Here is a 23,611-nt window from a genome sequence, read left to right as displayed (position 1 = left end):
ATTACCCATTAAATAACTTAATATGGCTGGTCCCACTTCACTGTCTGAAAGATTGACGTTGCGGGTAGTCTGTTTTACCTAAGAGTGAAAAGTCAAAGGAGAGCAAAATGGCTGTAACTGTAAACACCAACGTGTCTGCCATGACTGCGCAGCGTTACCTGAACAAAGCATCTAACGATCTTAGTCAATCAATGGAACGTCTATCGACAGGTAGTAAGATCAACAGCGCAAAAGATGATGCTGCAGGCTTACAAATTTCAAACCGTTTGGTTGCTCAGACTCGTGGTTTGAACGTCGCCATACGTAATGCGAACGATGGTATCTCGATTGCACAAACGGCAGAAGGTGCATTACAAGAATCAACCAGTATTTTGCAGCGTATGCGAGATCTGTCATTGCAGTCAGCGAATGGTGCTAACTCAAATGAAGATCGCGAGGCGATTCAACAAGAAGTGGGTGCCTTGCAAGATGAGCTGAACCGTATTGCAGAAACCACCTCGTTTGGTGGGCGCAAACTACTAAACGGTCAGTTTGGCGAAGCGGCTTTTCAAATCGGAGCTGATTCTGGTGAAGCACTCATCATGGGTTTAACCAGTGTACGTGCCGATGATTCCCGTATGGGGGGGCAAACGTTCCGTGCGACGGGTATGGCTGATGAAAACTGGCAAGCAGGTGCCGGAGATAAAATTAGCATTAACGTGGCAGGCTTAGCCGATCCAATTTCAGTTGACCTAATTGAAGGCGATGATATTGAAGAAGTGGCAACCCGCATTAACGGCCAGCAGTCTGGTGTTTCTGCTTCTGTTCGTGATAATGGTGAGCTTCAGTTATTTTCTGAAAACGGCGCGGTAACGTTAGATACGACAAAAACTCAGCTAGCAAAAGGTAAAGATGCAGCGGGGCTTCCTGTTGACTTATTTACTGGCTCTACCAGTGAAGCTGTGACGGTACAGCAAATTAAAGTTACAAGTGTGGGCGGTGCACAAGAAGCCGTTGGCACTATCGATTCTGCATTAAAATACATTGATAGCCAGCGTGCAGATTTAGGTGCGAAACAAAACCGTTTAGGTCATACCATCAATAACCTGGCCAATACTGCTGAAAATGTATCGACCTCGAACAGCCGCATCCGTGACACGGACTTTGCCAAAGAGTCGACTGAAATGACTAAAAGCCAGATTCTACAGCAAGCAAGTACGTCAATCTTGGCTCAAGCTAAACAGGTTCCACAGGCTGCACTCACATTGTTGCAATAAACACGACAGCAAGCACTATTTAGTTTTAGCTTTTAAAAACGGTAAGGGGCAACCTCTTGCCGTTTTTTATTGCCTGATAATCCCCCCACTATTCATCAATAGCCCTTCTGAGTCACATTTTTGTCTCTTTTGTAAAAAAACTAAAAAAAAGCTTAAAGGTTTTCTATTCCATGCCGTTACAACTCTTGAATAAAGATTATAGAGGTCTTGCCGGCTGGGCTGGTTAAGCCATTAAGAATAATTAAGGAGATACAATTATGGCAGTTACTGTAAATACTAACGTTTCTGCGATGACCGCTCAGCGTTACCTTGGCCAGGCAACCGAAGCTACAGGTAAATCAATGGAGCGTTTGTCTACGGGTAGCAAGATCAACAGTGCGAAAGATGATGCGGCTGGTCTGCAAATCTCTAACCGTTTGATGACCCAGAGCCGTGGTTTAGACGTTGCCGTACGTAACGCAAACGACGGTATCTCTATGGCACAAACAGCCGAAGGTTCCATGCAGGAAACAACCAGTATCTTGCAACGTATGCGTGACTTGTCTCTACAGTCATCTAACGGTTCGAACTCATCAGATGATCGTGTTGCGATTCAAGAAGAAGTTACCGCATTAAAAGATGAAATTAACCGTATCGCAGAAACCACTTCTTTTGGTGGTACCAAGCTGATGAACGGTACGTTTGGCAGCCGCTCTATTCAGGTAGGTGCTGATTCTGGTGAAGCGGTACAGCTTACTTTAACTGATACTCGTGCAGATGCGATGGGAAGTAAAGTTGTTCAAGGTGGTGGAGCCGCTGATGCGAACGGTTTGTTAGCTCCAGGGGCCGGTGCTGTTAAGTCTGATTGGACCGTTGATGCAGCTGATAAACTCTCAATCAATGGTACAGATGTTAACGTTAAGGCTGGTGATGACATTGAAGAGCTAGCCACCAAAATAAACGGTGCTGTTGATGGTGTAAATGCTTCTGTCGCAACGGTTAATGTTAAAGCTGCGGATGGGAGCATTAGTGAGCAACGTACGTTACAACTTGTTTCAGATAAAGATATTGCATTCGATGCCGGCTCTACTCTGGATACAGCTGCTAAATTGAATTTAACTACAAAAGCAGATACGACTGTTCAGAATTTAGATGTAACAACAGTAGGTGGCTCACAGCAAGCGGTAGCTGTACTTGATAATGCGCTTAAGCAAATCGATTCAGACCGTGCAAACCTAGGTGCGTCTCAGAACCGTCTTGGCCACACAATCAATAACTTAGACAATGTTAACGAAAACGTATCTGCGTCTAACAGCCGTATTCGTGATACAGATTTCGCAAAAGAAACGACAGAAATGACCAAGAACCAGATTCTTTCTCAAGCTTCTAGCTCGATTCTTGCGCAAGCAAAACAAGCACCACAAGCTGCACTAAGCCTACTGGGTTAATCCAGCTAAGAACGGCAAGGGTAATCACATTGCCCTTGCCGTTTTTTTATGCCTTTTTTCTATCGTTTGTTAATCTTGTATTAGCGCATTTCGCAATATATAAAGGTGAATGGTTATGGATGTAAAACCGATAGCAAGTTCATCCCCCTTAGTACAAACTAGTAATTCTGGCACAAAATTTGCTTTATCTTCTACTGGTTCTCAAGATTTGCCGCTGATCTCCGATAAACTGAATCAAAGTAGTATTCAGCAAAGTAGTGATAAAGGGCAAACGGATATTCGCCGCGTTGAACAAACAGCATCGGCCGAGAAGCAAAGTGAAATGCAGCGTCAACAACTTGAAAAAGTGGTTGAACAGCTTGAAGAGTTTGTCGGCACCTTAAATAAAGGGCTCGCATTTCGGATTGATGAAGAATCAGGCCGCAGCATTGTCACTATTTACGATAAGAGCAGTGGTGAGATTGTTAGACAGATTCCAGACGAAGATATTTTAACGCTATCCCGCCAGATTGCATCACATTCTGGGGGGCTAGTAACAACGCAAGTGTAAGTATTGTCATCATTTGAGGTAGTTAATGAATATAGGCGCAGCGGGCACCGCTTCCGGTCTTGATATTAACAGCATGGTAAAAAGCATTGTCGATGCTGAACGAACACCCAAAGAATCGCGTATTAATCAACAGCGTGATCAGGTTGATGTGAGCTTAAGTGCTTACGGACGACTAAAAGGCTCGTTAGATACCATGAAAAATTTGATGGCAGATTTTCGTCGTAATGACGTGATGTCTGCACGCAGCGTATCGATTGACAACGATGAGGTTTTAGCCGCAAACGTCTCTTCTGAAGCCATTCCAGGTAAATACACCGTTAATGTTCAGCAGCTTGCCCAATCTCATAAAATTGTCTCCAGTTCTTTTAATGAAAAAGAGAAAATGGGAGCGGGTAAATTATCAATGGCGTTAGGCGGCAAGCCGTTTACCGTTGATATTCCAGCAGATGAAAGCAAAATTCTTGATGTTGTTCGGCTGATTAACCGAGCACCAGACAACCCCGGTGTAATGGCTTCTGTTATCAAAGATGATAATGGGGCTCGCCTTGTGCTAGCTGCAGATAAAACAGGTGAACAAAACAGCATTAAAGTAAACGTTGATGCACCTGCGTTCAGCACATTGCAAAAATTTGGTTTTAACATTAATAACGATGCTAATTCGATGAGGGAAATGCAGCCTGCAGCAGACTCTCGAGTGTTAATTGATGGTTTAGCATCAGTAACAAGCAGCACGAACAGTATTGAAGATGCAATTAACGGTGTTGATCTTGATCTTAAAAAGTTGACGGATGGGGTCGAAACACCTGACGTTGTGGTTAATGTGGGTTACGATCGCAATCAAGTGGGTGGTTCGATAGAGCAGTTCGTCAATGCTTATAATCAGTTCTTCGATGTAAGCCAAGAATTAGGCCGATTTGATCCTGAATCGCAAGAGAAAGGCCCATTAGTGGGCGATAGCATTACTCGCTCTGTTACGAATCAACTTCGAGCGGCATTCGCTAACCCCGTAGAAGGTGCACCAGAGTCAATTCAAACGCTGAGCGCACTGGGCATTACAACGACCATGACGGGGCGCTTAGAAGTCGATTACGACATATTAGATAAGCAACTTGATCAGAACTTTAATGATGTGGGTGAATTCTTTGGTGATCAAAATGGCTTTGCTCGCCGTATTGAAGATCTGATCCATTCTTATACTGGCATCACAGGCAGTATTAAAGGCCGTGAAAATAGCTTGAACGATCAAGTAACGCGATTGAATACTGATCAAACGAATTTAGATCGCCGTATGGAGAGCGTAAAGCAACGTACGCACGATCAATTTGTCGCGATGGATGCAGCCATGGGGCAAATGAAAGGGCAGTTAGGCTCGATGATGAGCATGATGGCATAGTTTTAATGGCATGCTTTTCATAACATGGCTTTTTACGCTAAATAAGTCGTAAACACAGTCGTTGATAAAGCGAAAATAAATACATAAAGAGAACTTAGCATGCAACGTTTGAATGAATTAGATAACCAGCTAGAGTCGCTACTTGCGGTCGATAGTGATGTTGCCTCTGATTTATTGCAAGGTTTGCTGCAACAGCGTGAACAGCTTCTTCAACAGTTAATGGCTGCGCCTGAATGCTTAAATAAAGCAGAATGGCAAACAGCTATTGAACGTACAACAAGTATACTTGCTCGAATTCGTCATCATAGAGATAACTCGGCAGGTCAATTGCAACGGTTTCAGCACGGGCAACGCTCGATGCAGGCTTATAATAAATTTCGGTAAGGTAATAACATGGCAATGAGAGGATCTCTACAGGCTTATAAACGAGTCTCTGTTGATAGTCAGCTAACATCAGCATCACCACACCGTGTGATCCAGATGTTAATGGCCGGTGCAATCGAGCGTCTTATTCAGGGCAAAGCGTCAATGGAGCAAGGTAACATTGCTGTTAAAGGCGAACGTTTAGGAAAAGCGCTAGATATCATTATTTGTTTGCGTAGTAGTTTATCAATGGAAGATGGCGGTGATATCGCGACTAATCTCGATGCACTATATGATTTTATGGTCCATCAAATCTATAAGGCAAACCAAGAAAACATCTCTGAGCCAATAGATGACGTCATTGATATGTTGCGTGAAATTAAATCAGCTTGGGAGCAAATTCCGACTGAATTCCACAACATTACTCAGCTTGAAATGTAGTGAAACGATTATTTTCGATTATCTCTGGTGCTTAGCGAGAGATAATCGTTTTCATTTAATTCTTTATAACCTAATAAGGTATATTCATTTTTTACGTCAATAACATGTTTGTTTAGATTGTTTTTTTCTGTTTTTTGTCTCTATTTTCATTTTACCTTGTACTGGTATCACAGCTTTTTGCTGTCTCTGGTTGCCTTATCCTGTGCATTTATTACAATAGCAGCATACCTCTGGTTGCTGTTCCTCTCGAATACGCCACAAAATAGAACATTACCTTAAAGGCAGGCAATATCAATCTTATGCAAGGTTTAGCAAAGACCCTCGTTATTGATGACGATCTGCAGCATCGTCATGACCTAAGTGTCATTCTTAATTTTGTTGGTGAACAGCATGAAGCCGTTTCAACAAATGAAGTTGATAGCTCTCTTTGGGAGAAGGCTTGGGGCGCTTGTCTGTTGGGGAAAATAAACTCCGGTAAATCACTGAATAAAATTCTCGAATTTTTACGCATTCATAATCATATTCCAGTGATTGCATTATCAAACCACGATAATGAATTAGCAGGTTTACCTAATTATGTGGGGGAGTTATCACTACCACTTAATTACAATCAATTAACAGATGCACTACGCCATTGTCAGGAGTTTCTTGGCAAGCAGACACTGCATATTCCACAGCTCGGAAGCAAAAATATGTTATTCCGTAGCATGGTGGGTCGTAGTGATAGTATTAGCCAGGTTCGACGATTAATTGAACAAGTCGCATCAACTGATGCGAGTGTGTTGATTCTTGGTGAATCAGGTACTGGCAAAGAAGTTGTCGCACGTAATATTCATTACCACTCTTCACGTTGTAAAGGGCCTTTTGTACCCGTTAACTGTGGTGCAATTCCTTCTGAGTTATTAGAAAGTGAGCTTTTTGGTCATGAGAAGGGCGCATTTACAGGCGCTATTTCGTCACGTAAAGGGCGTTTTGAATTAGCCGATGGTGGTACATTATTTCTTGATGAAATCGGTGATATGCCGATGTCAATGCAAGTTAAATTATTACGCGTTTTACAAGAACGTAGTTTCGAGCGTGTTGGTGGTAATAAGACAATCAAAGTAAATGTGCGTATTGTTGCTGCAACGCATCGTAACCTCGATGAAATGATTGCTGATAATACATTCCGCGAAGATCTTTACTATCGCTTGAATGTGTTCCCAATCGAAATGCCAGCATTGCGTGAACGTATTGAAGATATACCATTATTGCTTCAAGAATTATTAGCAAGAATGGAAGCTGAAGGCGCGAAACTTATTCATTTCACTCCTCGTGCAATTACATCGCTGATGGAGCATCAGTGGGCGGGTAATGTTCGTGAATTAGCCAATTTGGTTGAGCGTTTAATTATTCTTTATCCTGGTGAAATGGTTGATGTGAACCATTTACCAATGAAGTATCGCTATAGCCATATTCCCGATTTTCAACCGGAAGACAACTTCTTATCAACAGAAGAGCAAGAACAATCTGCATTGGCTGATATGTTTGCTTCTACGTATGTTGAAGAAGAGGATCCGGCGGGTTTGAATGATTTACCCCCTGAAGGCTTAAATCTAAAAGAGATGTTAGCCGAGCTAGAAGTGGAAATGATTCGTCAAGCATTAGAAGCACAAGCGGGGGTGGTTTCTCGTGCCGCTGATATGCTGGGCATGCGTCGTACTACCTTGGTTGAAAAAATGCGGAAATACGGATTGAACAAAGAAGACATTCGTTAATACCGACACCGCTTTGATATATAACAAACAGCCCTTATTTGAAAAAATAAGGGCTGTTTGTGTATTATTATGACTTTCTCTTCGCACATTTTGACTGTTCACTTTTTGTCACTGTCATTTTTTTGACTTTGAACTTGATGTTTTTTAGTTCATAACTGGCTGATATTGTTTGATATATTTTGGCACGAAAAATGCTGTATATGGTTTTTGTGCGCTATTATTCGGTGTAAAATGGACGAGATAGAATCCCCGCTGGGAACGCTGAGCCAACAAGTCAGTCGTTATAAACAAGTATTGGAAGTTATGCCTTCAGGTATGATTTTGCTTGATCCTATGGGGTGTGTCTGCGAAGCCAATCCTGAGGCACACCGTTTACTTGGGGCACCGCTAGAAGGTGAGCGATGGTTTGCGGTTATTCAGCGTGCTTTTGCGCCGCAAGACGACGATGGACATGAGGTATCATTGCGCAGTGGGCGTAAAGTAAAGCTAGCTATTTCTGCTTCTGATGCTGGGCAATTGATTTTTATTACCGATATGACGGAAACCCGTCTTTTGCAATCACGTATTAGTGAGATGCAACGTTTATCATCATTAGGCAAAATGGTTGCATCGTTAGCGCACCAAGTTAGAACACCATTATCTAGCGCTATGTTATATGCTGCTAATTTGTCGACGCCTAATTTGAACACCCAAACCCGTGAACGTTTTCAAACCAAGTTGGTTGATCGATTGCATGATTTGGAAAAACAAGTCAATGATATGTTGTTGTTCGCCAAAGGTGGTGATAACAAAGTTATAAGCCGCTTTAGCATCGAAAGTTTACTCAATGAATTAGAAAACATGGTCGAAGCGCAAGTTCTGACAAACAAGGTTGATTTTAGCATTGATTGTGATGATGAAAGCGTGATGATCTTAGGCAACGAAAATGCACTGGCTAGTGCATTAAGTAATTTGATTACAAATGCGATTCAAATGTCAGAGTATGTTGAGACAAGCTGCAAAATTGTAATCACCTGTGAAGTTCAAAATGACAGTGTAAGCTTATCGGTTTCAGACAATGGCCCCGGTATTGCGCTAGACATGCAGGCGAAAATTTTAGAACCCTTTTACACCACGCGACAGCAAGGTACAGGGCTTGGCCTTGCGGTTGTTCAAATGGTTGCGAATGCACATGACGGTAAACTGTCATTGATATCAGAACTAGGGCAGGGCGCTTGCTTTAGTATCACGATCCCTTTAGCGCAAGATCAAATGCCTTTAGCACAAGATCAACTGCCGTTAGCGACAGAAGCGAGCCTTGAAAGCCGTTAAGCTAGCATCACAATAAAAAATAAGCGATGAAGGAATTTTGATGAATCAAAGCCGCGTATTAGTTGTCGAGGATGACAAAGGACTTCGTGAAGCATTAGTTGATACATTAGCATTAGCTGGTTACCAATGGTTGGAAGCGGATAGTGCCGAAAAAGCATTGCTTATTTTAAAATCAGAACCCGTTGACATAGTGGTTTCGGATGTACAAATGGCAGGCATGGACGGATTAGGCTTATTGCGTAATATTAAGCAAAACTGGCCTAAAACACCGGTTTTGCTAATGACGGCTTACGCGAATATTGAAGATGCAGTCTCTGCGATGAAAGAAGGTGCTATTGATTATATGGCGAAGCCATTTGCACCTGAAGTCTTGCTTAATATGGTGAGCCGTTATGCTCCTACTCGCTGTGCCTCAAGCCAAGCTATTGTTGCTGATGAAAAAAGTCTAAAACTACTCGCTTTAGCCGAAAAAGTCGCCAAAACAGATGCCAATGTCATGGTGCTTGGGCCTAGTGGCTCAGGTAAAGAAGTCATGTCACGTTATATTCATGACCACTCTACCCGTAGTGATGGGCCTTTTGTTGCCATTAACTGTGCCGCAATTCCAGATAATATGCTGGAAGCAACATTGTTTGGTTATGAAAAAGGGGCATTTACGGGGGCCATTCAAGCTTGCCCAGGTAAGTTTGAACAGGCACAAGGCGGGACAATTTTACTGGATGAAATCAGTGAAATGGATCTGAGCTTACAAGCCAAACTATTACGCGTATTGCAAGAGCGGGAAGTTGAACGTTTAGGTAGCCGAAAAAGCATTAAGTTGAATGTTCGAGTACTTGCGACCAGTAATCGCGATCTCAAGCAATATGTTGCACAAGGGAATTTCCGAGAAGATCTTTATTACCGCTTGAATGTATTCCCACTAGTGTGGCCTGCATTATCTGAACGCACCGGTGATATAACCCCGTTAGCCCGTTTTTTTGTAGAGCGCCATTGCATGAACCAAGGTTTACCCGTACTGGTAATCAGCGCGAATGCAGAAGCAAAATTACAGCAATATGATTGGCCAGGTAATGTAAGAGAGCTTGATAATGTTATTCAACGCGCTCTGATTTTATGTGATAGCAGTAGCATTGAAAGTGAGCACATTTTGCTTGAAGGGTTAGATTGGCTAGATGCTGTTAGTTTACAAAATGCCGTTGAGTCAGAATTAAATACAGGCAGTAAACCTATTATACCTGAAATTGAGCCGTTACAAACGGTGTCTGCACGTGATGGACTAGGTAGTGAGTTACGCGAACAAGAGTTTATTATTATTATCGAAACCATAAAAGCGTGCGAAGGGCGTCGAAAAGACGTTGCTGAACAGCTAGGAATCAGTCCGCGAACCCTACGCTACAAATTAGCTAAAATGCGCGATGCCGGAATAGAGATCCCACTCTGATTAATAAATAATTACCACTTAATATGATTACTGCTTAAAACGGGCGTTAAGCTTGCAGTATTAGGGCTTAAGCGGTGATAATCGATAAAAACGTCAATATGCTGACTTTGTGAGGAATAGAATGAACGTTAATGGACTACAAGCAGAAATGAAAGTGATGGGCTTGGAGGCTCAAAATACTTCTCGCCCAGCAACCGGACAGCAAGTCAGTGCCGATTTCGGTGCTTTGTTTAACGATGCAGTTAAATCGGTGAATCAATTACAAAGTCAGTCGAGTGATTTAAGTACCCGTTTTGATCAAGGCGATCGCAGTGTGTCGTTATCCGATGTCATGATTGCCCGTAATAAGTCGAGTGTGGCTTTTGAAGCGACGGTACAGGTACGCAACAAGATGGTTGAAGCGTACAAACAATTAATGAATATGCCCGTATAATGCAGGAAGTTAGTTAGTGTCGGAACAAAACCGCGAATTAGCTGTTGCAGGCAATGATGCATCAACTCAAATGGTCACAGACAATGACCTTGAATTGCAGAATCCTGATGCAGATGAAAAAAGTGCCACACGCGTCGATAGTGTACTCGGAAACCTAGACTTATTACGTCAGGTTATTCTTGTGCTGTCTGTCTCTATTTGCGTCGCGTTAATCGTGATGATGGTGATGTGGATTAAAGAACCCGAAATGCGTCCTTTGGGTACTTATGATACGGCTGAACTTATTTCGATTCTTGACCATTTTGACCAAACAAAAGTTCAGTACGAATTAGATGGCAACACGATTCGCGTACCTGCAGATAATTTTTCTTCGATTCAATTAGGGCTCACCCGTGCAGGCTTGAACAATGCCGTTGCAGAAGGCGATGAAATCTTATTACAAGACATGGGGTTTGGTGTATCTCAACGCCTAGAAGGTGAACGTTTAAAATTAAGTCGAGAGCGACAACTGGCGCGTGCTATTGAACAAATTCGCCAAGTACGTAAAGCGCAGGTGCTATTGGCTATGCCTAAGCAAAGTGTTTTTGTTCGTCATAACCAAGATGCATCAGCCACGGTATTTTTAACGTTAGGTACCAATGGCTCTTTGAAGCAGCAAGAAGTTGATTCAATTGTTGATATGGTGGCAAGTGCTGTACCCAGTTTGAAACCAAATCGGGTAACAGTGACGGATCAACATGGTCGTCTACTTAGCTCGGGTACAGAAGACCCATCAGCGACTGCACAGCGAAAAGAATATGAATTAGAGCGTAAGCAAGAACAAGCTATGCGCGAGAAAATTGATTCGATTTTAATCCCGATCCTAGGTTTTGGTAATTATACCTCGCAAGTTGATGTTGCGATGGATTTCAGCGCACAAGAAGAAACTCGTAAACGTTTTGATCCATCGACGCCGTCAACCCGAAGTGAATACACGGTTGAGAATTACAATAACGGTAATATTGTTGCCGGTATTCCGGGGGCTTTGAGTAATCAACCACCCGCAGATGCCTCTATCCCTCAAGACATTGCTGAGATGCAATCTGGTCGAGGATCGAGTGACGGTGCATCTCACCGAGAAGCAACCCGTAACTTTGAACTTGATACCACCATCAGCCATCGACGAGCTCAAACTGGTACGGTAAGTCGCCAAACCGTTTCTGTCGCTGTTGATTATAAGTCGATAACGAATCCTGAAACAGGCGAAGTAACGCGTGTACCCGTAAGCGAAGCCGAGTTGCTTAAGATCCGTCGTTTGTTGATGGGGGGCGTCGGTTTCTCTGAAGCCCGTGGCGATATGTTAGAAGTTATCGCTATGCCATTTGCTTTACCAACCCAAGAATTAATTGCCGAGTTGCCTATTTGGGAAAACCCGAACTTCAATACATGGGTACGTTGGCTAGCCGCGGCACTGGTTATTATTGTTATCGTGATTGTGTTGATTCGTCCGGCAATGAAAAAGCTACTGTATCCACATCAAGCTGCAGACGGTACGCCATTGGATAAGAACGGTTTGCCTATCTTGTCGTCTGGCGATGATATTGACCTTATTGGCTCTGAATTAGACAGTGTTGATGGTTTTGAATTAAGCAGCAGTAATTTAGATTTGCCGAATTTACATAAAGATGAAGATTTATTAAAAGCAGTCAGAGCACTGGTTGCCAACGAGCCTGATTTGGCGGCTCAAGTTGTGAAAAATTGGGTGAATGAAGATGGCTAATGAAGTTGCAACAGCAGAAGAAAAAAAATTTGATGCCAGCTCGCTATCAGGTATTGATAAAGCCGCCATTTTGTTATTGAGCCTAAGTGAGCAAGATGCCGCGAGTATTATTCGCCACCTAGAGCCCAAGCAAGTACAGCGGGTAGGTGGTTCGATGGCAAGCATGGCAGATTTAAACCAAGATAAAGTGTCGGCTGTTCATCGACATTTTCTGGAAGATATTCAGAAGTACACCAGCATTGGTATGGGCAGCGAAGACTTTGTTCGTAATACATTAATTGCGGCGTTAGGTGAAGATAAAGCCAACAACTTGGTTGATCAAATCTTGATGGGCAGTGGCTCTCGTGGCCTAGATTCGTTGAAATGGATGGATCCACGCCAGGTTGCTAGCATTATTTTGAACGAACACCCGCAGATCCAAACCATTGTATTATCGTATTTAGAACCTGAGCAATCAGCTGAAATACTGGCACAGTTCCCTGAGCGTGTACGACTCGACTTAATGATGCGTATCGCTAATTTAGAAGAAGTACAACCAGCAGCTCTTCATGAATTGAATGACATCATGGAGAAGCAGTTTGCTGGTCAAGCGGGTGCTCAAGCGGCGAAAATTGGCGGCATGAAGGCGGCGGCAGAAATCATGAACTACCTCGACAACAGTGTTGAAGGTATGTTGATGGATCAAATTCGCGAGAACGATGAAGATACCGCGACACAAATTCAAGATCTGATGTTCGTGTTCGAAAACCTTGCAGAAGTGGATGATCGTGGTATTCAGGTTATCTTACGTGATGTACCGCAAGATCTATTACAAAAAGCCCTTAAAGGTGCAGATGATATGTTGCGTGAGAAAATCTTACGTAATATGTCTAAACGTGCAGCTGAAATGCTACAAGATGATCTAGAAGCCATGGGACCAATCCGTGTTGCTGATGTCGAAATGGCACAAAAAGAAATTCTATCGGTAGCTCGTCGTTTAGCTGATGCTGGTGAAATTATGCTGACAGGTAACGGCGGTGCTGATGAGTTCTTATAATCCGTTTTTTGCAAATTTATAGCAGGGTGTTGTTATGAACGATGATCGTCGTCGTGGTTTCTTGCGTGTACCTGAGCATCAAGCAGAAGAGCTTGAGCGCTGGGCATACCCAGATTACAGCAAGACGCGAGAAGCACCACGTGATAACGCCTTAAACTATGATCCTCTTTGGCAACCAGAAGAGTTGGAAGAGGAAGAAGAACAGGGACCTCCGCCCCTTACGGCTGCCGATCTGGAAGACATTCGCCAGTCTGCGAGTGATGAAGGTTTTAATGAAGGAAAAACCGCGGGTCACACCGAAGGTTTTGATGCCGGTAAAATTGAAGGCCTTGAAGCTGGGCATGCTGAAGGTCTTGAACAGGGTTTAGCGCAAGGGCTAGAGCAGGGACAGGCACAAATAACAGAGCATGTATCGCACCTTACTCAATTAGTCGAGAAGTTAGCAAATCCACTGAAACAGCTTGATGCTGAAGTGGAAAGCCAAGTGTTACATTTAGTGACGAGCTTAACGCGTGAACTAATTCGAGTTGAAGTCCAAACCAATCCACAAGTGATATTGAACACCATTCGTGAAGTAATTGCGACATTGCCTATTGCTGAACGCCAAACACGGTTAAGCCTTCATCCTGATGATCTTGAAAACGTTCGTCAAGCCTATGGTGATGAAAACCTTGTTGAACGTAAATGGACATTGATTGGCGAGCCATCGCTTAATCGCGGTGATCTACAAGTACAATCAGGAGACTCAACCGTCGATTATTATATCGAGGATCGTATTCGCCATTTGTTAGAACAATTTAGCGGTGTAAACAGTCAACGAGGCGAAGCGCTATAATGTCTTCCCCACTGGCTAACCGTCTTTCTCAATATCAAACTAAAGGCATTACGTGCCGTCCTATTGCTTCTGGGCGACTTGTGCGTGTTGTTGGCCTTACGCTAGAAGCGATTGGCTGTCGTGCGCCTGTCGGTAGCCTATGTATCGTTGAAACCCTGAATGGTGATTTAGAAGCGGAAGTCGTTGGCTTTTCCGGTGAAATACTATATTTAATGCCCAGCGAACAATTGTTAGGTGTAATGCCTGGGGCTAAAGTAACCCCTGTATTGCATGATAATGGTTTACCTGTTGGCCCTGAATTACTCGGGCGTGTCATTGATGGTGTGGGCAATCCACTCGATGGGCTGGGTGATATATTTACTGAAAAGCGTGCCTCATTTACATCACCCGCAATCAACCCTCTTTCACGTAAACCGATTAAAGAGCCGTTAGATGTCGGCATTAAAGCCATTAATGGTTTGCTTTCTGTGGGTAAAGGGCAGCGAATTGGTTTATTTGCAGGTTCTGGTGTGGGTAAATCTGTCACGCTTGGCATGATGACCCGAGGAACAACCGCTCAGGTTGTCGTTGTTGGGCTGATCGGCGAGCGTGGTCGAGAAGTAAAAGAATTTATTGATGAGATTCTAGGGGAAGAAGGGCGTAAGCGTGCGGTGGTGATTGCAGCACCAGCGGATACTTCACCGTTAATGCGTTTAAAAGGCTGTCAAACAGCATTGGCTATCGCGGAGTATTTTCGTGACCAAGGGTTAGATGTGTTGCTACTTATGGATTCACTGACCCGTTTTGCTCAAGCACAACGAGAGATCGCGTTATCAGTCGGTGAGCCGCCAGCTACCAAGGGCTACCCGCCATCTGTATTTGCAAAACTTCCAGCCTTAGTTGAGCGTGCCGGTAACGGTTCTGGTGATCAAGGCTCTATTACTGCCTTTTTTACCGTATTAACTGAAGGTGATGATCTGCAAGATCCTATTGCTGATGCATCTCGTGCCATCCTTGATGGTCACATTGTGTTGTCTCGTGAGATGGCAGATGCGGGGCATTATCCTGCGATTGATGTTGAGCGTTCAGTCAGCCGTGTTATGCCTGCAATTGTTGACGATGAACATATGCTGATGTCGAAAGCAGTAAGGCAAATATTGTCTATTTGCCGTAAGAACCAAGACTTGGTATCAATTGGTGCTTACAAGCCGGGCACTGATCCTACTATCGATCAGGCCTTTAGCTTTAAGCCGAAATTAGATGCGTACTTACAGCAAGAAATGAAAGAAGCTGTCCCGTATGCAATGTGTGTGAATATGCTGCGATCGACCCTTGGTGGGTAAATTAGGGTGGTGTAATCAGTTGGAAATATTATGTCAAATAACGCATTGAATTTGATTTTAGAGCACGCAAAAGAAGAGGAGCATCAGGCTTCTCTTGCACTGAATCAAGCCCGTATTGAGCGTCAGAATTACCTACAACAACTACAGCAAATTGAACAGTATCGATTAGATTATTGTAAACAACTATCGACTCGTGGTCAGGAAGGTTTAACGGCCAGTTCGTATGGGCATTTGCAAAAGTTTCTTACCCAGTTAGATGAAACGCTCGCGAAACAAAAAGAAGCAGGGCATCAGTTTGAATTTCAAATTGAACAATGCAGCGAGCACTGGAATGAGGTAAGAAAAAAGCGTCGTTCAATCGAATGGCTGCTTGAGAAAAAGCAAACAGAACAACAAAAAATGCTCGACCGGCAAGAGCAGAAAATGATGGATGAGTTTTCAACCCTGCAATTTGCACGACGAAACTTATAAGCCTCATTGTAACCCCCTATTTGGCGCAATTTTTGCATATAATGGCTAACTGTTATTTTCATAATCTCGAGTGGCCATGAAATCGTCCAACTTATTGTCTGCAGATTTAGCACCACCTCTGAAGAACGCTACCGCAGCGAGTTCTTCTAAAGGTGCGTCTGTAACCAATAATACTGTTACTGAATCGACATCAGCAGATAAATCGACTGATAAAAGCATTCAAACTGATCGTTTTTCGAGTGAGTACGAAGCAGCAGTTAAGGGCGATAAAACACCTTCAGCAGAGATGATGAAAAAGTCATCTAATGATGATTTAGTTGAGAAAAATCAAGCTATTGATCTTAAAAGCCAACCAGGCGGAACACATGTCTTAGAGGTTAAAGGTAACAAAGAAGTTTCTCTTGATGGTGAGAATACCGCCGCTTCCGATGTTGTTTCAGTTACGGATGTTTTAGTTAGCGATGCTTCTGTTATTAATGGAACAGAACAAAAAATACCCGTTGATACAGAGTCAAAGCAGCAAGTAATGGCTGAAGGGGAAGAGTTCCTTAACCAGCTATCGGTATCAAATAAGCAATTAGCAGCGCCAAGTGAGCAAGATGGCAAGTTATTGCCACCGAAAACCTCTAATCTTGACGGTCAAAAAAATGGCAGTAATGTTGAGGTGGAGTTACCTACTTCGGGCTTGCTAACTCAAAACACGATACTTCAGCAAAAAAACAATCCTAGTACAACCAAAGAACAGCTAACAGAAACACAGGAATCAGGCGGGTTAAGTGAGGGTGAGTTAGCAAAAGTGTTTGCATCATCCAGTGTTAATAATGACAGTCAACAAATTGACAGTTCAGGTTTGTCATCAAATAATATGCTCGATAAACCAGATGTGGCGGATGATGCTAATATCGGTGAGGGCAAGATAGATAATGCTAAGATAAGTACCTCAGTTGTCGCTACGTCGGGTGCAGTGACTGAAACTGAATCTGAGGATATGGATGTGGATGCATCGTCACCAGATAGTGGTCAACTTGCTATGGCAGGGGCATTGGTGATGCCAAACAATGAGCAAGCCGCATCGGCAGAAAAAAAGGCCTCACCGTCTGTGCAAGCAGATATATCATTATCGATACCTTGGTCGACATCTGCATCAATTCCATCCTCAGCAGCAACAGTGTCAGCTGGGGCGGCAGCATCACCGCTTGTCGCTAGTCCAACAGAGGCTGTAGCGAGTCATTCAATGATGGGCGTTGGTATTGGCATCGCAGGTGCAGCAGCGTTGTTAACGAATAGCGACAATACTGATGGCACTCAAACGAAAGAGATAAATAGTGCTGTTGACAATGCAGGGCTAGTAACAGGCATGGACAGTGCGTTAAATAATACGACGCCAAATACAGACAATAAAGCGAGTGATTTTTCTCAGCAACTCAGTAGCCTGAGTGGGCAGCAAAGTGGTTTGAATATGCAGGCAAAAAGTGAAGCATTAGCCCAAGCACAGTCACCGCTACAATTATCTAAAGAACAAGCTGGTGATCAGGTCTCTGAACGTATCAATATGATGATGTCGAAAAACTTAAAGCATGTTGATATTCGGCTTGATCCACCTGAACTTGGAAAATTACAAATTAGATTGTCACTTAACCAAGATCAGGCATCTGTTCAGTTTACCGTTGGTAACCAGCAAACTCGCGATTTAGTTGAGCATTCAATGCCAAGGTTGCGAGAAATGCTGCATCAACAAGGCTTGCAGTTAGCACAAAGCTCAGTGCAGCAGGATACATCTCGTCAGGCATTTTCAGGGCAGTCTGGCCAACAAAACCAGAATGATTCGGGTGCACAGCAATCTGGCAATCATTCAGGTAATGGCTCTCACGCTGGTGGTAATAATCACGACGATAACGTTACGTCGGGAGGCGAAACTGTCGATATGTATGTGAAACCTGCTGATGATCGTGTCGACTATTATGCTTAATGCGTTAGAATTGCTAGCAAGATATAAAACAATAAATTAAAGCTGACTACAAAAGAAAGGATAGTAAAACGAATGGCTGATGGTGTTGAAAATACGGGAAGTAAAAAGAAGCTTTTTATTCTGATTGCATTGGCTGTAACACTTTTAATTGGTGCAGGGGTCGGTGCATGGCTTTTAATGGGTGATGAAACACCTGAACCCGAGATGGCGACAACATCAGCAAATCAACAAGTTTCGGCAGTCGTCGAGCCTGCGTATTATGTCATCATGCCGCAACCCTTTATTTTTAATGTCGTGGGTGATAAGCGTGATCGTGTCGTGCAAGTAAAAGTTCAGCTAATGGTGCGTGGTAACAATAATGAAGCTCTCGCACAGCAACATATTCCGTTGATTGAAAGTACATTATTGCAATCATTTGGTGCCGCAACTGTAGAGCAGTTACGTACACCAAATGGGCGTGTTGATTTACGTAAGCAGGCATTATTTGCTATTCAATCTTCGATGGAAAAAATCTCTGGCCAGCAAGTAGTCGATCGTGTGCTATTTACTGGCTTCGTAATGCAGTAGGTTAAATGTGAGTGACTTATTAACTCAAGATGAAATCGACGCCCTTTTACATGGTGTCGACGACGTAGAAGATGAAGATGAACAATCCTTAAGTGAGACGGGGATATCATCGTTCGACTTTTCGTCACAGGACCGTATTGTCCGTGGTCGAATGCCTACGCTGGAATTGATCAATGAACGTTTTGCTCGCCACATGCGGATCAGCTTGTTTAACATGCTGCGTAAAACCGCAGAAGTGTCGATTAACGGCGTGCAAATGATCAAATTTGGTGAATACCAAAATACATTATATGTACCTACCAGTTTAAACATGGTGCGATTCCGTCCTTTAAAAGGCACGGCCTTGATAACCATGGAAGCACGTTTAGTCTTTATTTTAGTCGAAAACTTTTTTGGCGGGGATGGTCGCTTTCACGCCAAGATTGAAGGGCGTGAATTTACGCCAACAGAGCGTCGAATTGTACAAATGCTATTGAAATTAGTGTTTGAAGATTACCGTGAAGCGTGGTCTCCCGTTATGGGCGTTGAATTTGAATATCTAGATTCAGAAGTTAACCCGACCATGGCAAACATCGTTAGCCCAACAGAAGTCATTGTGGTGAGTTCTTTCCATATTGAAGTGGATGGTGGTGGTGGTGATTTCCATGTTGTTATGCCGTATTCAATGGTAGAGCCGATCCGCGAGCTACTAGATGCTGGTGTTCAAAGTGACAAAATGGACAAAGATGTCCGTTGGAGTATGGCGCTGCGTGAGGAGATCATGGATGTACCTGTGAATCTTCGTGCTAAATTATTGGATGTCGATTTATCGTTACGCGATTTAATGGAATTACAAGCTGGCGATATTATCCCTATTGATGTACCAGAGTCGGCAACAGTATTTGTAGAAGATCTGCCGACTTATCGCGCCAAAATGGGTAAATCGGGTGATAACATCGCCTTAAAGGTTACGCAAAAACTCAAGCGACCAGATATGGTAAAAACGGATTTAGCTTTTCTAGACCGTGATGAACTCGGCGCTGCATTACTCAATATTAATAACTCAGACGATTAAAAAAATAGGTAATATTATGTCTCAGAATGATCAACAAATGGCTGACGATTGGGCTGCGGCACTTGCTGAGCAAACTGTCGATGGTGCACAACCCGCACCTTTAGAAGAGCTTGTTGATGAAAGTACGCCGATTTCGGATGATGAGCGTCGTAAACTTGATACGATCATGGATATTCCGGTCACTATTTCAATGGAAGTAGGGCGAACTCAAATTAGTATTCGTAACCTGCTGCAATTGAACCAAGGTTCCGTTGTAGAACTTGACCGCATTGCCGGTGAGCCATTGGATGTTATGGTGAACGGCACATTGATAGCGCATGGTGAAGTTGTTGTCGTGAATGATAAGTTCGGTATTCGTCTTACCGACGTAATTAGCCAGACAGAGCGCATTAAGAAATTACGTTAAGGTTTGTTATGAGATCCCCTTTTTTAGTATTGATTAGCTTTGGGTTGGTCGTTTTTACTGCACCGGCATTGGCAGCCTCTCTGGCTCCCGAGATGAATATAGCCACGACATTAGCTTCATTAGTGTTAGTGGTTATTTTTATTGTTTTTTTAGCTTGGTTACTAAAACGTATGAAGTTGCCTGGTATTCAAGGGGCTGATGGGGCACTTAAAGTCCTGAAGCAGTTACCGATAGGACAACGTGAACGTATTGTTTTATTACAAGTTGGTGAAGAGCAATTATTGGTTGGTGTTACTCAGCACAATATTTCTTTGTTGACGAAGTTAGAACAGCCTTTGGCACTGGATGCACAGCCGAGTGGTGATTTTGCGAACCACTTAAGTAAGTTATTAAAGACCAATGATAAAAAATAACCTTATTGCTGCTGTTCTGGCAGCTTTTGCTTTCTTTGTCAGTTTACCTGTAATGGCAGAAACGGATGCAATGGTACTGCCTGCGACGTCAGCCAGTGAAAGCGTAACCGTGAGTAGCATGCAAAACGACCAAGGAGCTGCGAGCTTTATTCAATCTGCAAGTCGTGGTGGTATTCCTGCTTTTTCTGTCACCACTAATCCTGATGGCGGCGAAGATTATTCGGTAACGTTGCAGATCCTCGGCTTAATGACGGCATTGGGTTTTTTACCTGCCATTGTTATTTTGATGACCTCATTTACCCGTATTGTGGTGGTGTTATCCATTCTTCGACAAGCAATGGGTTTACAACAGACGCCATCGAATCAGGTTATTATTGGTATTGCACTATTTATGACATTCTTTGTGATGTCGCCAGTCATCGATAAGGTAAATGCTGATGCTGTTCAGCCCTATATCAATGAAGAAATTACCGCTGCGCAGGCATTTGAAACAGCCCAAGTGCCGTTACGCCAATTTATGCTCAAACAAACACGTGTTAAAGACTTAGAAAGTTTCGTTAATATGTCAGGCTCGACAGTAACTACACCCGAAGATGTACCGATTACGGTATTGATTCCTGCATTTATAACATCTGAATTGAAAACGGCATTTCAGATTGGATTTATGCTGTTTTTGCCTTTCTTGATCATTGACCTTGTTGTTGCTTCTGTCTTGATGGCAATGGGTATGATGATGCTGTCACCGATGATCGTATCGTTACCCTTTAAGTTAATGTTGTTTGTTCTGGTTGATGGCTGGAACCTTATCTTGACCACGTTGGCGGGAAGTTTTGGTACTTAGTTGTTAGATGTCTATTGCTACATCTGGCTTCTTATTAAGTATCGAATCGAAAAGGAAGTGTTATGACACCTGAAGCGTTTGTCGAAATATTTCAAGAAGCTTTGTTTATGGTACTTATTATGGTGTGTGCCATTGTTGTGCCTGGTCTATTAATTGGTCTAGTCGTTGCGGTTTTCCAAGCGGCCACCTCGATCAATGAACAAACATTAAGTTTCTTGCCCCGATTAATTGTAACCTTATTAGCACTGATGTTTTTTGGACATATGATGACAGGAATGCTGATGGATTATTTTTTTCGCATCATAGATCGTATCCCCCAGATTTTATATTAGCGTTGCTTATGATTTTTTTGATCACGCATAATCTACGGCTTATTTATAACGATGGTTTATCAATAATAATGGCTAACCTGTAACGATGGCTTACCCGTCAGCACTTATACTCGATTGGCTAGCTAATTATTTTTGGCCCTTTACGCGCATTTCATCGATGATGATGACAATGACGTTTTTTGGTGCCCGTTTTGTCTCGCCTAAAATTCGTTTGTATCTTGGTTTAACCGTTACTTTTGCAGTCATGCCTGCATTACCCGCAGTGCCAGCTAACATTGAATTATTGTCTTTGCAGGGTTTTTTAATCACGGCTCAACAAATTGTTATTGGTGTATCCATTGGGTTAGTGACGCAATTTGTGACGCAAACCTTTGTTTTAGTTGGGCAAATATTGGGCATGCAATCTAGTTTAGGTTTTGCATCCATGGTTGATCCGGCTAATGGCCAGAATACGCCAGTGCTTGGTCAGCTTTACCTATTTCTTGCAATCATGCTGTTCTTGGCAACAGATGGTCACCTTGAAATGCTAAATGTTATCGTACTGAGTTTTAAAACATTGCCGATAGGGCAAGAAATGTTTCGCCCCGATGATTATTACCAATTGGCGGGTTGGTTTGGTCATATGTTTAAAGGTGCGCTTAACATGGCATTGGCAGGTGTTATTGCTTTGTTAACGGTGAACTTATCGTTTGGCGTAATGACGCGAGCTGCACCACAGCTAAATATCTTTGCGTTAGGCTTTTCATTTGCATTGCTACTGGGTTTACTTATCAGTTGGTACTTGGTTATGGGTATGTTGCCTCAGTATCAACATGCTTGGGATTTTGGCTTTCAGCAGATCTGTAGCCTGATTAGGGTGGATTGCTGATGGCAGAGTCTGACGGACAAGAACGTACCGAAGACGCCACGCCCAGGAAACTCGAGCAAGCTCGAGAAAAAGGGCAAGTAGCACGTTCTAAAGAGTTAGCGTCTGTTGCTGTATTGGTAATGGGAGCTGTTTCGCTGATGTGGTTCGGTGAAGGGCTGGGTAAAGCGTTATCTGAAGTCATGGCGCAAATGTTTTCGCTTAGTCGTGAAGAAATTTATGATCTAAGTCGGTTATTCTCAATAATGCTCAGTGCAATATGGAGTGTTGTTTTTCCGCTTGGTTTGGTATTGGTCGTTCTATTTTCTGCGGCGCTGATTGGTGCGGCGGGTTTAGGCGGTGTGAGTTTTTCTGCTGAAGCGGCAATGCCTAAATTGTCAAAAATGAACCCAATGAGTGGATTCAAGCGCATGTTTGGCATGCAAAGTTGGGTTGAACTCATTAAATCAATTCTGAAGGTTTTGTTGGTTGCGGGTGTTGCAGCTTACTTAATGTATTCAAGCTTGAACGATTTCTTCTTATTAAGTCTAGAAATTTATCCGTCTAATATCTTTCATGCACTTGATATTTTGATGCAATTTATTTTATTGATTTGTTGTTCACTGCTGGTGATTGTGGCAATTGATGTGCCATATCAAATTTGGCAGCACAATGAACAATTAAAAATGACCAAGCAAGAAGTGAAAGATGAATACAAAGACACCGAAGGTAAGCCTGAAGTAAAAGGGCGTATTCGTATGCTTCAGCGTGAAATGGCACAACGACGAATGATGGCTGATGTGCCTCAAGCAGATGTTATTATCACCAACCCAGAGCACTTTTCGGTTGCGCTACGTTATGATCCTAAGCTCGATTCAGCCCCTATTGTTATCGCCAAAGGTGTAGATCATACAGCATTGAAAATCCGAGAAATCGCGAATAAACATAATATCGATATTGTGCCAGCACCGCCGTTGGCACGTGCTATCTATCATACCACTGAGTTAGAACAACATATTCCTGATGGATTATTTGTCGCGGTTGCTCAGGTGTTAGCGTATATCTTCCAATTGAAGCAATATCGAAAAGGGCAAGGGCAGCGGCCTAAGTTGGCTAAAGAAGCGATGATAATCCCGACGGAACTACGTCATTAAAGGAGGTATATCGTGATTATGAACTTGAATGGATATATTGATTGAATAATGCTCACGTTAGGACTTTTTAAATTTACGCGCTAACTTATAATGTTGTAAATAATGGCAAGAATCACAAAATTCATTCCTTTTATAATCGCTTATATAAATATCTGTTAACCTCCATTGGTGTCAAAAAAGTGACAACCGTATGGGCATGATTCTTGCTTAGGTAGTTATTCTTTCTGGTCGCTCGA

General features: G+C 42.9%; 24 protein-coding genes. All 24 read left to right on the top strand.

What is annotated here, in order from left to right:
• The first annotated feature begins 107 nt into the window (after nt 1-107).
• The 24 genes from C9J47_RS09510 (at nt 108) to flhB (ending at nt 23,375) form a co-directional block, all read left to right on the top strand.
• Nucleotides 108-1,256: a flagellin gene (locus tag C9J47_RS09510; RefSeq protein ID WP_107253297.1), complete on the top strand. Its 1,149-nt coding sequence runs from the start codon at nt 108-110 to the stop codon at nt 1,254-1,256.
• A 257-nt stretch (nt 1,257-1,513) separates the two neighbouring features.
• Nucleotides 1,514-2,683 (top strand): flagellin, encoded by a 1,170-nt coding sequence (locus tag C9J47_RS09505; RefSeq protein WP_107253296.1) that lies wholly within the window; start codon nt 1,514-1,516, stop codon nt 2,681-2,683.
• 115 nt (nt 2,684-2,798) lie between these two features.
• Nucleotides 2,799-3,233: a flagellar protein FlaG gene (gene flaG / locus C9J47_RS09500; protein ID WP_107253295.1), complete on the top strand. Its 435-nt coding sequence runs from the start codon at nt 2,799-2,801 to the stop codon at nt 3,231-3,233.
• 25 nt (nt 3,234-3,258) lie between these two features.
• Nucleotides 3,259-4,626 (top strand): flagellar filament capping protein FliD, encoded by a 1,368-nt coding sequence (gene fliD, locus C9J47_RS09495; RefSeq protein WP_107253294.1) that lies wholly within the window; start codon nt 3,259-3,261, stop codon nt 4,624-4,626.
• A gap of 99 nt (nt 4,627-4,725) precedes the next feature.
• Nucleotides 4,726-5,010, top strand: a complete 285-nt coding sequence (locus tag C9J47_RS09490) for a flagellar rod protein FlaI (protein WP_107253293.1) — start codon at nt 4,726-4,728, stop codon at nt 5,008-5,010.
• A gap of 15 nt (nt 5,011-5,025) precedes the next feature.
• Nucleotides 5,026-5,430 carry a flagellar export chaperone FliS gene (gene fliS / locus C9J47_RS09485; RefSeq protein WP_107253474.1) on the top strand — a complete coding sequence of 135 codons (405 nt, stop codon included), beginning with the start codon at nt 5,026-5,028 and terminating at the stop codon, nt 5,428-5,430.
• Nucleotides 5,431-5,729: 299 nt separating this feature from the next.
• Nucleotides 5,730-7,187 carry a sigma-54 dependent transcriptional regulator gene (locus C9J47_RS09480; RefSeq protein WP_107253292.1) on the top strand — a complete coding sequence of 486 codons (1,458 nt, stop codon included), beginning with the start codon at nt 5,730-5,732 and terminating at the stop codon, nt 7,185-7,187.
• 231 nt (nt 7,188-7,418) lie between these two features.
• Nucleotides 7,419-8,498, top strand: a complete 1,080-nt coding sequence (locus tag C9J47_RS09475; RefSeq protein ID WP_107253291.1) for a sensor histidine kinase — start codon at nt 7,419-7,421, stop codon at nt 8,496-8,498.
• A 40-nt stretch (nt 8,499-8,538) separates the two neighbouring features.
• On the top strand, nt 8,539-9,939 hold the full coding sequence (locus tag C9J47_RS09470; protein ID WP_107253290.1) for a sigma-54-dependent transcriptional regulator: 1,401 nt from the start codon (nt 8,539-8,541) through the stop codon (nt 9,937-9,939).
• A 121-nt stretch (nt 9,940-10,060) separates the two neighbouring features.
• Nucleotides 10,061-10,372 carry a flagellar hook-basal body complex protein FliE gene (gene fliE, locus C9J47_RS09465; protein WP_107253289.1) on the top strand — a complete coding sequence of 104 codons (312 nt, stop codon included), beginning with the start codon at nt 10,061-10,063 and terminating at the stop codon, nt 10,370-10,372.
• Between the two features lie 16 nt (nt 10,373-10,388).
• Nucleotides 10,389-12,131 (top strand): flagellar basal-body MS-ring/collar protein FliF, encoded by a 1,743-nt coding sequence (fliF, locus tag C9J47_RS09460; protein ID WP_107253288.1) that lies wholly within the window; start codon nt 10,389-10,391, stop codon nt 12,129-12,131.
• Nucleotides 12,124-13,167, top strand: coding sequence for a flagellar motor switch protein FliG (gene fliG / locus C9J47_RS09455; protein WP_107253287.1), 1,044 nt, complete (start codon nt 12,124-12,126; stop codon nt 13,165-13,167). Before fliF ends, fliG begins: the two co-directional genes overlap by 8 nt.
• A gap of 34 nt (nt 13,168-13,201) precedes the next feature.
• The gene (gene fliH / locus C9J47_RS09450; RefSeq protein WP_107253286.1) at nt 13,202-14,002 is read left to right on the top strand and encodes a flagellar assembly protein FliH; all 801 of its coding nucleotides are present in this window, start codon (nt 13,202-13,204) and stop codon (nt 14,000-14,002) included.
• On the top strand, nt 14,002-15,324 hold the full coding sequence (gene fliI, locus C9J47_RS09445; RefSeq protein WP_107253285.1) for a flagellar protein export ATPase FliI: 1,323 nt from the start codon (nt 14,002-14,004) through the stop codon (nt 15,322-15,324). Before fliH ends, fliI begins: the two co-directional genes overlap by 1 nt.
• A 30-nt stretch (nt 15,325-15,354) precedes the next feature.
• A complete protein-coding gene (fliJ, locus tag C9J47_RS09440) occupies nt 15,355-15,795 on the top strand; it encodes a flagellar export protein FliJ (protein ID WP_107253284.1) in 441 nt (146 codons plus the stop codon).
• A 76-nt stretch (nt 15,796-15,871) separates the two neighbouring features.
• Nucleotides 15,872-17,764, top strand: coding sequence for a flagellar hook-length control protein FliK (locus C9J47_RS09435; protein ID WP_245903394.1), 1,893 nt, complete (start codon nt 15,872-15,874; stop codon nt 17,762-17,764).
• A gap of 72 nt (nt 17,765-17,836) precedes the next feature.
• Entirely contained in the window at nt 17,837-18,331 is a 495-nt protein-coding gene (gene fliL / locus C9J47_RS09430; protein WP_107253282.1) for a flagellar basal body-associated protein FliL, read from the top strand.
• Between the two features lie 7 nt (nt 18,332-18,338).
• The gene (gene fliM / locus C9J47_RS09425) at nt 18,339-19,385 is read left to right on the top strand and encodes a flagellar motor switch protein FliM (RefSeq protein WP_107253281.1); all 1,047 of its coding nucleotides are present in this window, start codon (nt 18,339-18,341) and stop codon (nt 19,383-19,385) included.
• A gap of 16 nt (nt 19,386-19,401) precedes the next feature.
• The gene (gene fliN / locus C9J47_RS09420) at nt 19,402-19,791 is read left to right on the top strand and encodes a flagellar motor switch protein FliN (RefSeq protein ID WP_011217678.1); all 390 of its coding nucleotides are present in this window, start codon (nt 19,402-19,404) and stop codon (nt 19,789-19,791) included.
• Between the two features lie 8 nt (nt 19,792-19,799).
• Nucleotides 19,800-20,204, top strand: a complete 405-nt coding sequence (gene fliO, locus C9J47_RS09415) for a flagellar biosynthetic protein FliO (RefSeq protein ID WP_107253280.1) — start codon at nt 19,800-19,802, stop codon at nt 20,202-20,204.
• Nucleotides 20,191-21,045, top strand: coding sequence for a flagellar type III secretion system pore protein FliP (fliP, locus tag C9J47_RS09410; protein ID WP_107253279.1), 855 nt, complete (start codon nt 20,191-20,193; stop codon nt 21,043-21,045). Before fliO ends, fliP begins: the two co-directional genes overlap by 14 nt.
• Nucleotides 21,046-21,107: 62 nt before the next feature.
• The gene (fliQ, locus tag C9J47_RS09405) at nt 21,108-21,377 is read left to right on the top strand and encodes a flagellar biosynthesis protein FliQ (RefSeq protein ID WP_006230979.1); all 270 of its coding nucleotides are present in this window, start codon (nt 21,108-21,110) and stop codon (nt 21,375-21,377) included.
• An 85-nt stretch (nt 21,378-21,462) separates the two neighbouring features.
• A complete protein-coding gene (fliR, locus tag C9J47_RS09400; protein ID WP_107253278.1) occupies nt 21,463-22,245 on the top strand; it encodes a flagellar biosynthetic protein FliR in 783 nt (260 codons plus the stop codon).
• Nucleotides 22,245-23,375, top strand: coding sequence for a flagellar biosynthesis protein FlhB (gene flhB / locus C9J47_RS09395; RefSeq protein WP_107253277.1), 1,131 nt, complete (start codon nt 22,245-22,247; stop codon nt 23,373-23,375). The genes fliR and flhB overlap by 1 nt, the downstream gene beginning before the upstream one ends.
• Nucleotides 23,376-23,611: the final 236 nt, after the last annotated feature.

This window comes from Photobacterium indicum (assembly GCF_003026215.1).
In the GTDB taxonomy this organism is placed as follows: Bacteria; Pseudomonadota; Gammaproteobacteria; order Enterobacterales; family Vibrionaceae; genus Photobacterium; species Photobacterium indicum.
The sequence above is the reverse complement of the archived record's forward strand: the minus strand, read 5'-3'. Positions and strand labels throughout refer to the sequence as shown.

What these genes read in the sequence shown, in the direction of transcription:
- C9J47_RS09510 (WP_107253297.1), top strand. Translation starts at nt 108, where the DNA reads ATGGCTGTAACTGTAAACACCAACGTGTCTGCCATGACTGCGCAGCGT.
- C9J47_RS09505 (WP_107253296.1), top strand. Translation starts at nt 1,514, where the DNA reads ATGGCAGTTACTGTAAATACTAACGTTTCTGCGATGACCGCTCAGCGT.
- flaG (WP_107253295.1), top strand. Translation starts at nt 2,799, where the DNA reads ATGGATGTAAAACCGATAGCAAGTTCATCCCCCTTAGTACAAACTAGT.
- fliD (WP_107253294.1), top strand. Translation starts at nt 3,259, where the DNA reads ATGAATATAGGCGCAGCGGGCACCGCTTCCGGTCTTGATATTAACAGC.
- C9J47_RS09490 (WP_107253293.1), top strand. Translation starts at nt 4,726, where the DNA reads ATGCAACGTTTGAATGAATTAGATAACCAGCTAGAGTCGCTACTTGCG.
- fliS (WP_107253474.1), top strand. Translation starts at nt 5,026, where the DNA reads ATGAGAGGATCTCTACAGGCTTATAAACGAGTCTCTGTTGATAGTCAG.
- C9J47_RS09480 (WP_107253292.1), top strand. Translation starts at nt 5,730, where the DNA reads ATGCAAGGTTTAGCAAAGACCCTCGTTATTGATGACGATCTGCAGCAT.
- C9J47_RS09475 (WP_107253291.1), top strand. Translation starts at nt 7,419, where the DNA reads ATGGACGAGATAGAATCCCCGCTGGGAACGCTGAGCCAACAAGTCAGT.
- C9J47_RS09470 (WP_107253290.1), top strand. Translation starts at nt 8,539, where the DNA reads ATGAATCAAAGCCGCGTATTAGTTGTCGAGGATGACAAAGGACTTCGT.
- fliE (WP_107253289.1), top strand. Translation starts at nt 10,061, where the DNA reads ATGAACGTTAATGGACTACAAGCAGAAATGAAAGTGATGGGCTTGGAG.
- fliG (WP_107253287.1), top strand. Translation starts at nt 12,124, where the DNA reads ATGGCTAATGAAGTTGCAACAGCAGAAGAAAAAAAATTTGATGCCAGC.
- fliH (WP_107253286.1), top strand. Translation starts at nt 13,202, where the DNA reads ATGAACGATGATCGTCGTCGTGGTTTCTTGCGTGTACCTGAGCATCAA.
- fliI (WP_107253285.1), top strand. Translation starts at nt 14,002, where the DNA reads ATGTCTTCCCCACTGGCTAACCGTCTTTCTCAATATCAAACTAAAGGC.
- fliJ (WP_107253284.1), top strand. Translation starts at nt 15,355, where the DNA reads ATGTCAAATAACGCATTGAATTTGATTTTAGAGCACGCAAAAGAAGAG.
- C9J47_RS09435 (WP_245903394.1), top strand. Translation starts at nt 15,872, where the DNA reads ATGAAATCGTCCAACTTATTGTCTGCAGATTTAGCACCACCTCTGAAG.
- fliL (WP_107253282.1), top strand. Translation starts at nt 17,837, where the DNA reads ATGGCTGATGGTGTTGAAAATACGGGAAGTAAAAAGAAGCTTTTTATT.
- fliN (WP_011217678.1), top strand. Translation starts at nt 19,402, where the DNA reads ATGTCTCAGAATGATCAACAAATGGCTGACGATTGGGCTGCGGCACTT.
- fliO (WP_107253280.1), top strand. Translation starts at nt 19,800, where the DNA reads ATGAGATCCCCTTTTTTAGTATTGATTAGCTTTGGGTTGGTCGTTTTT.
- fliP (WP_107253279.1), top strand. Translation starts at nt 20,191, where the DNA reads ATGATAAAAAATAACCTTATTGCTGCTGTTCTGGCAGCTTTTGCTTTC.
- fliQ (WP_006230979.1), top strand. Translation starts at nt 21,108, where the DNA reads ATGACACCTGAAGCGTTTGTCGAAATATTTCAAGAAGCTTTGTTTATG.
- fliR (WP_107253278.1), top strand. Translation starts at nt 21,463, where the DNA reads ATGGCTTACCCGTCAGCACTTATACTCGATTGGCTAGCTAATTATTTT.
- flhB (WP_107253277.1), top strand. Translation starts at nt 22,245, where the DNA reads ATGGCAGAGTCTGACGGACAAGAACGTACCGAAGACGCCACGCCCAGG.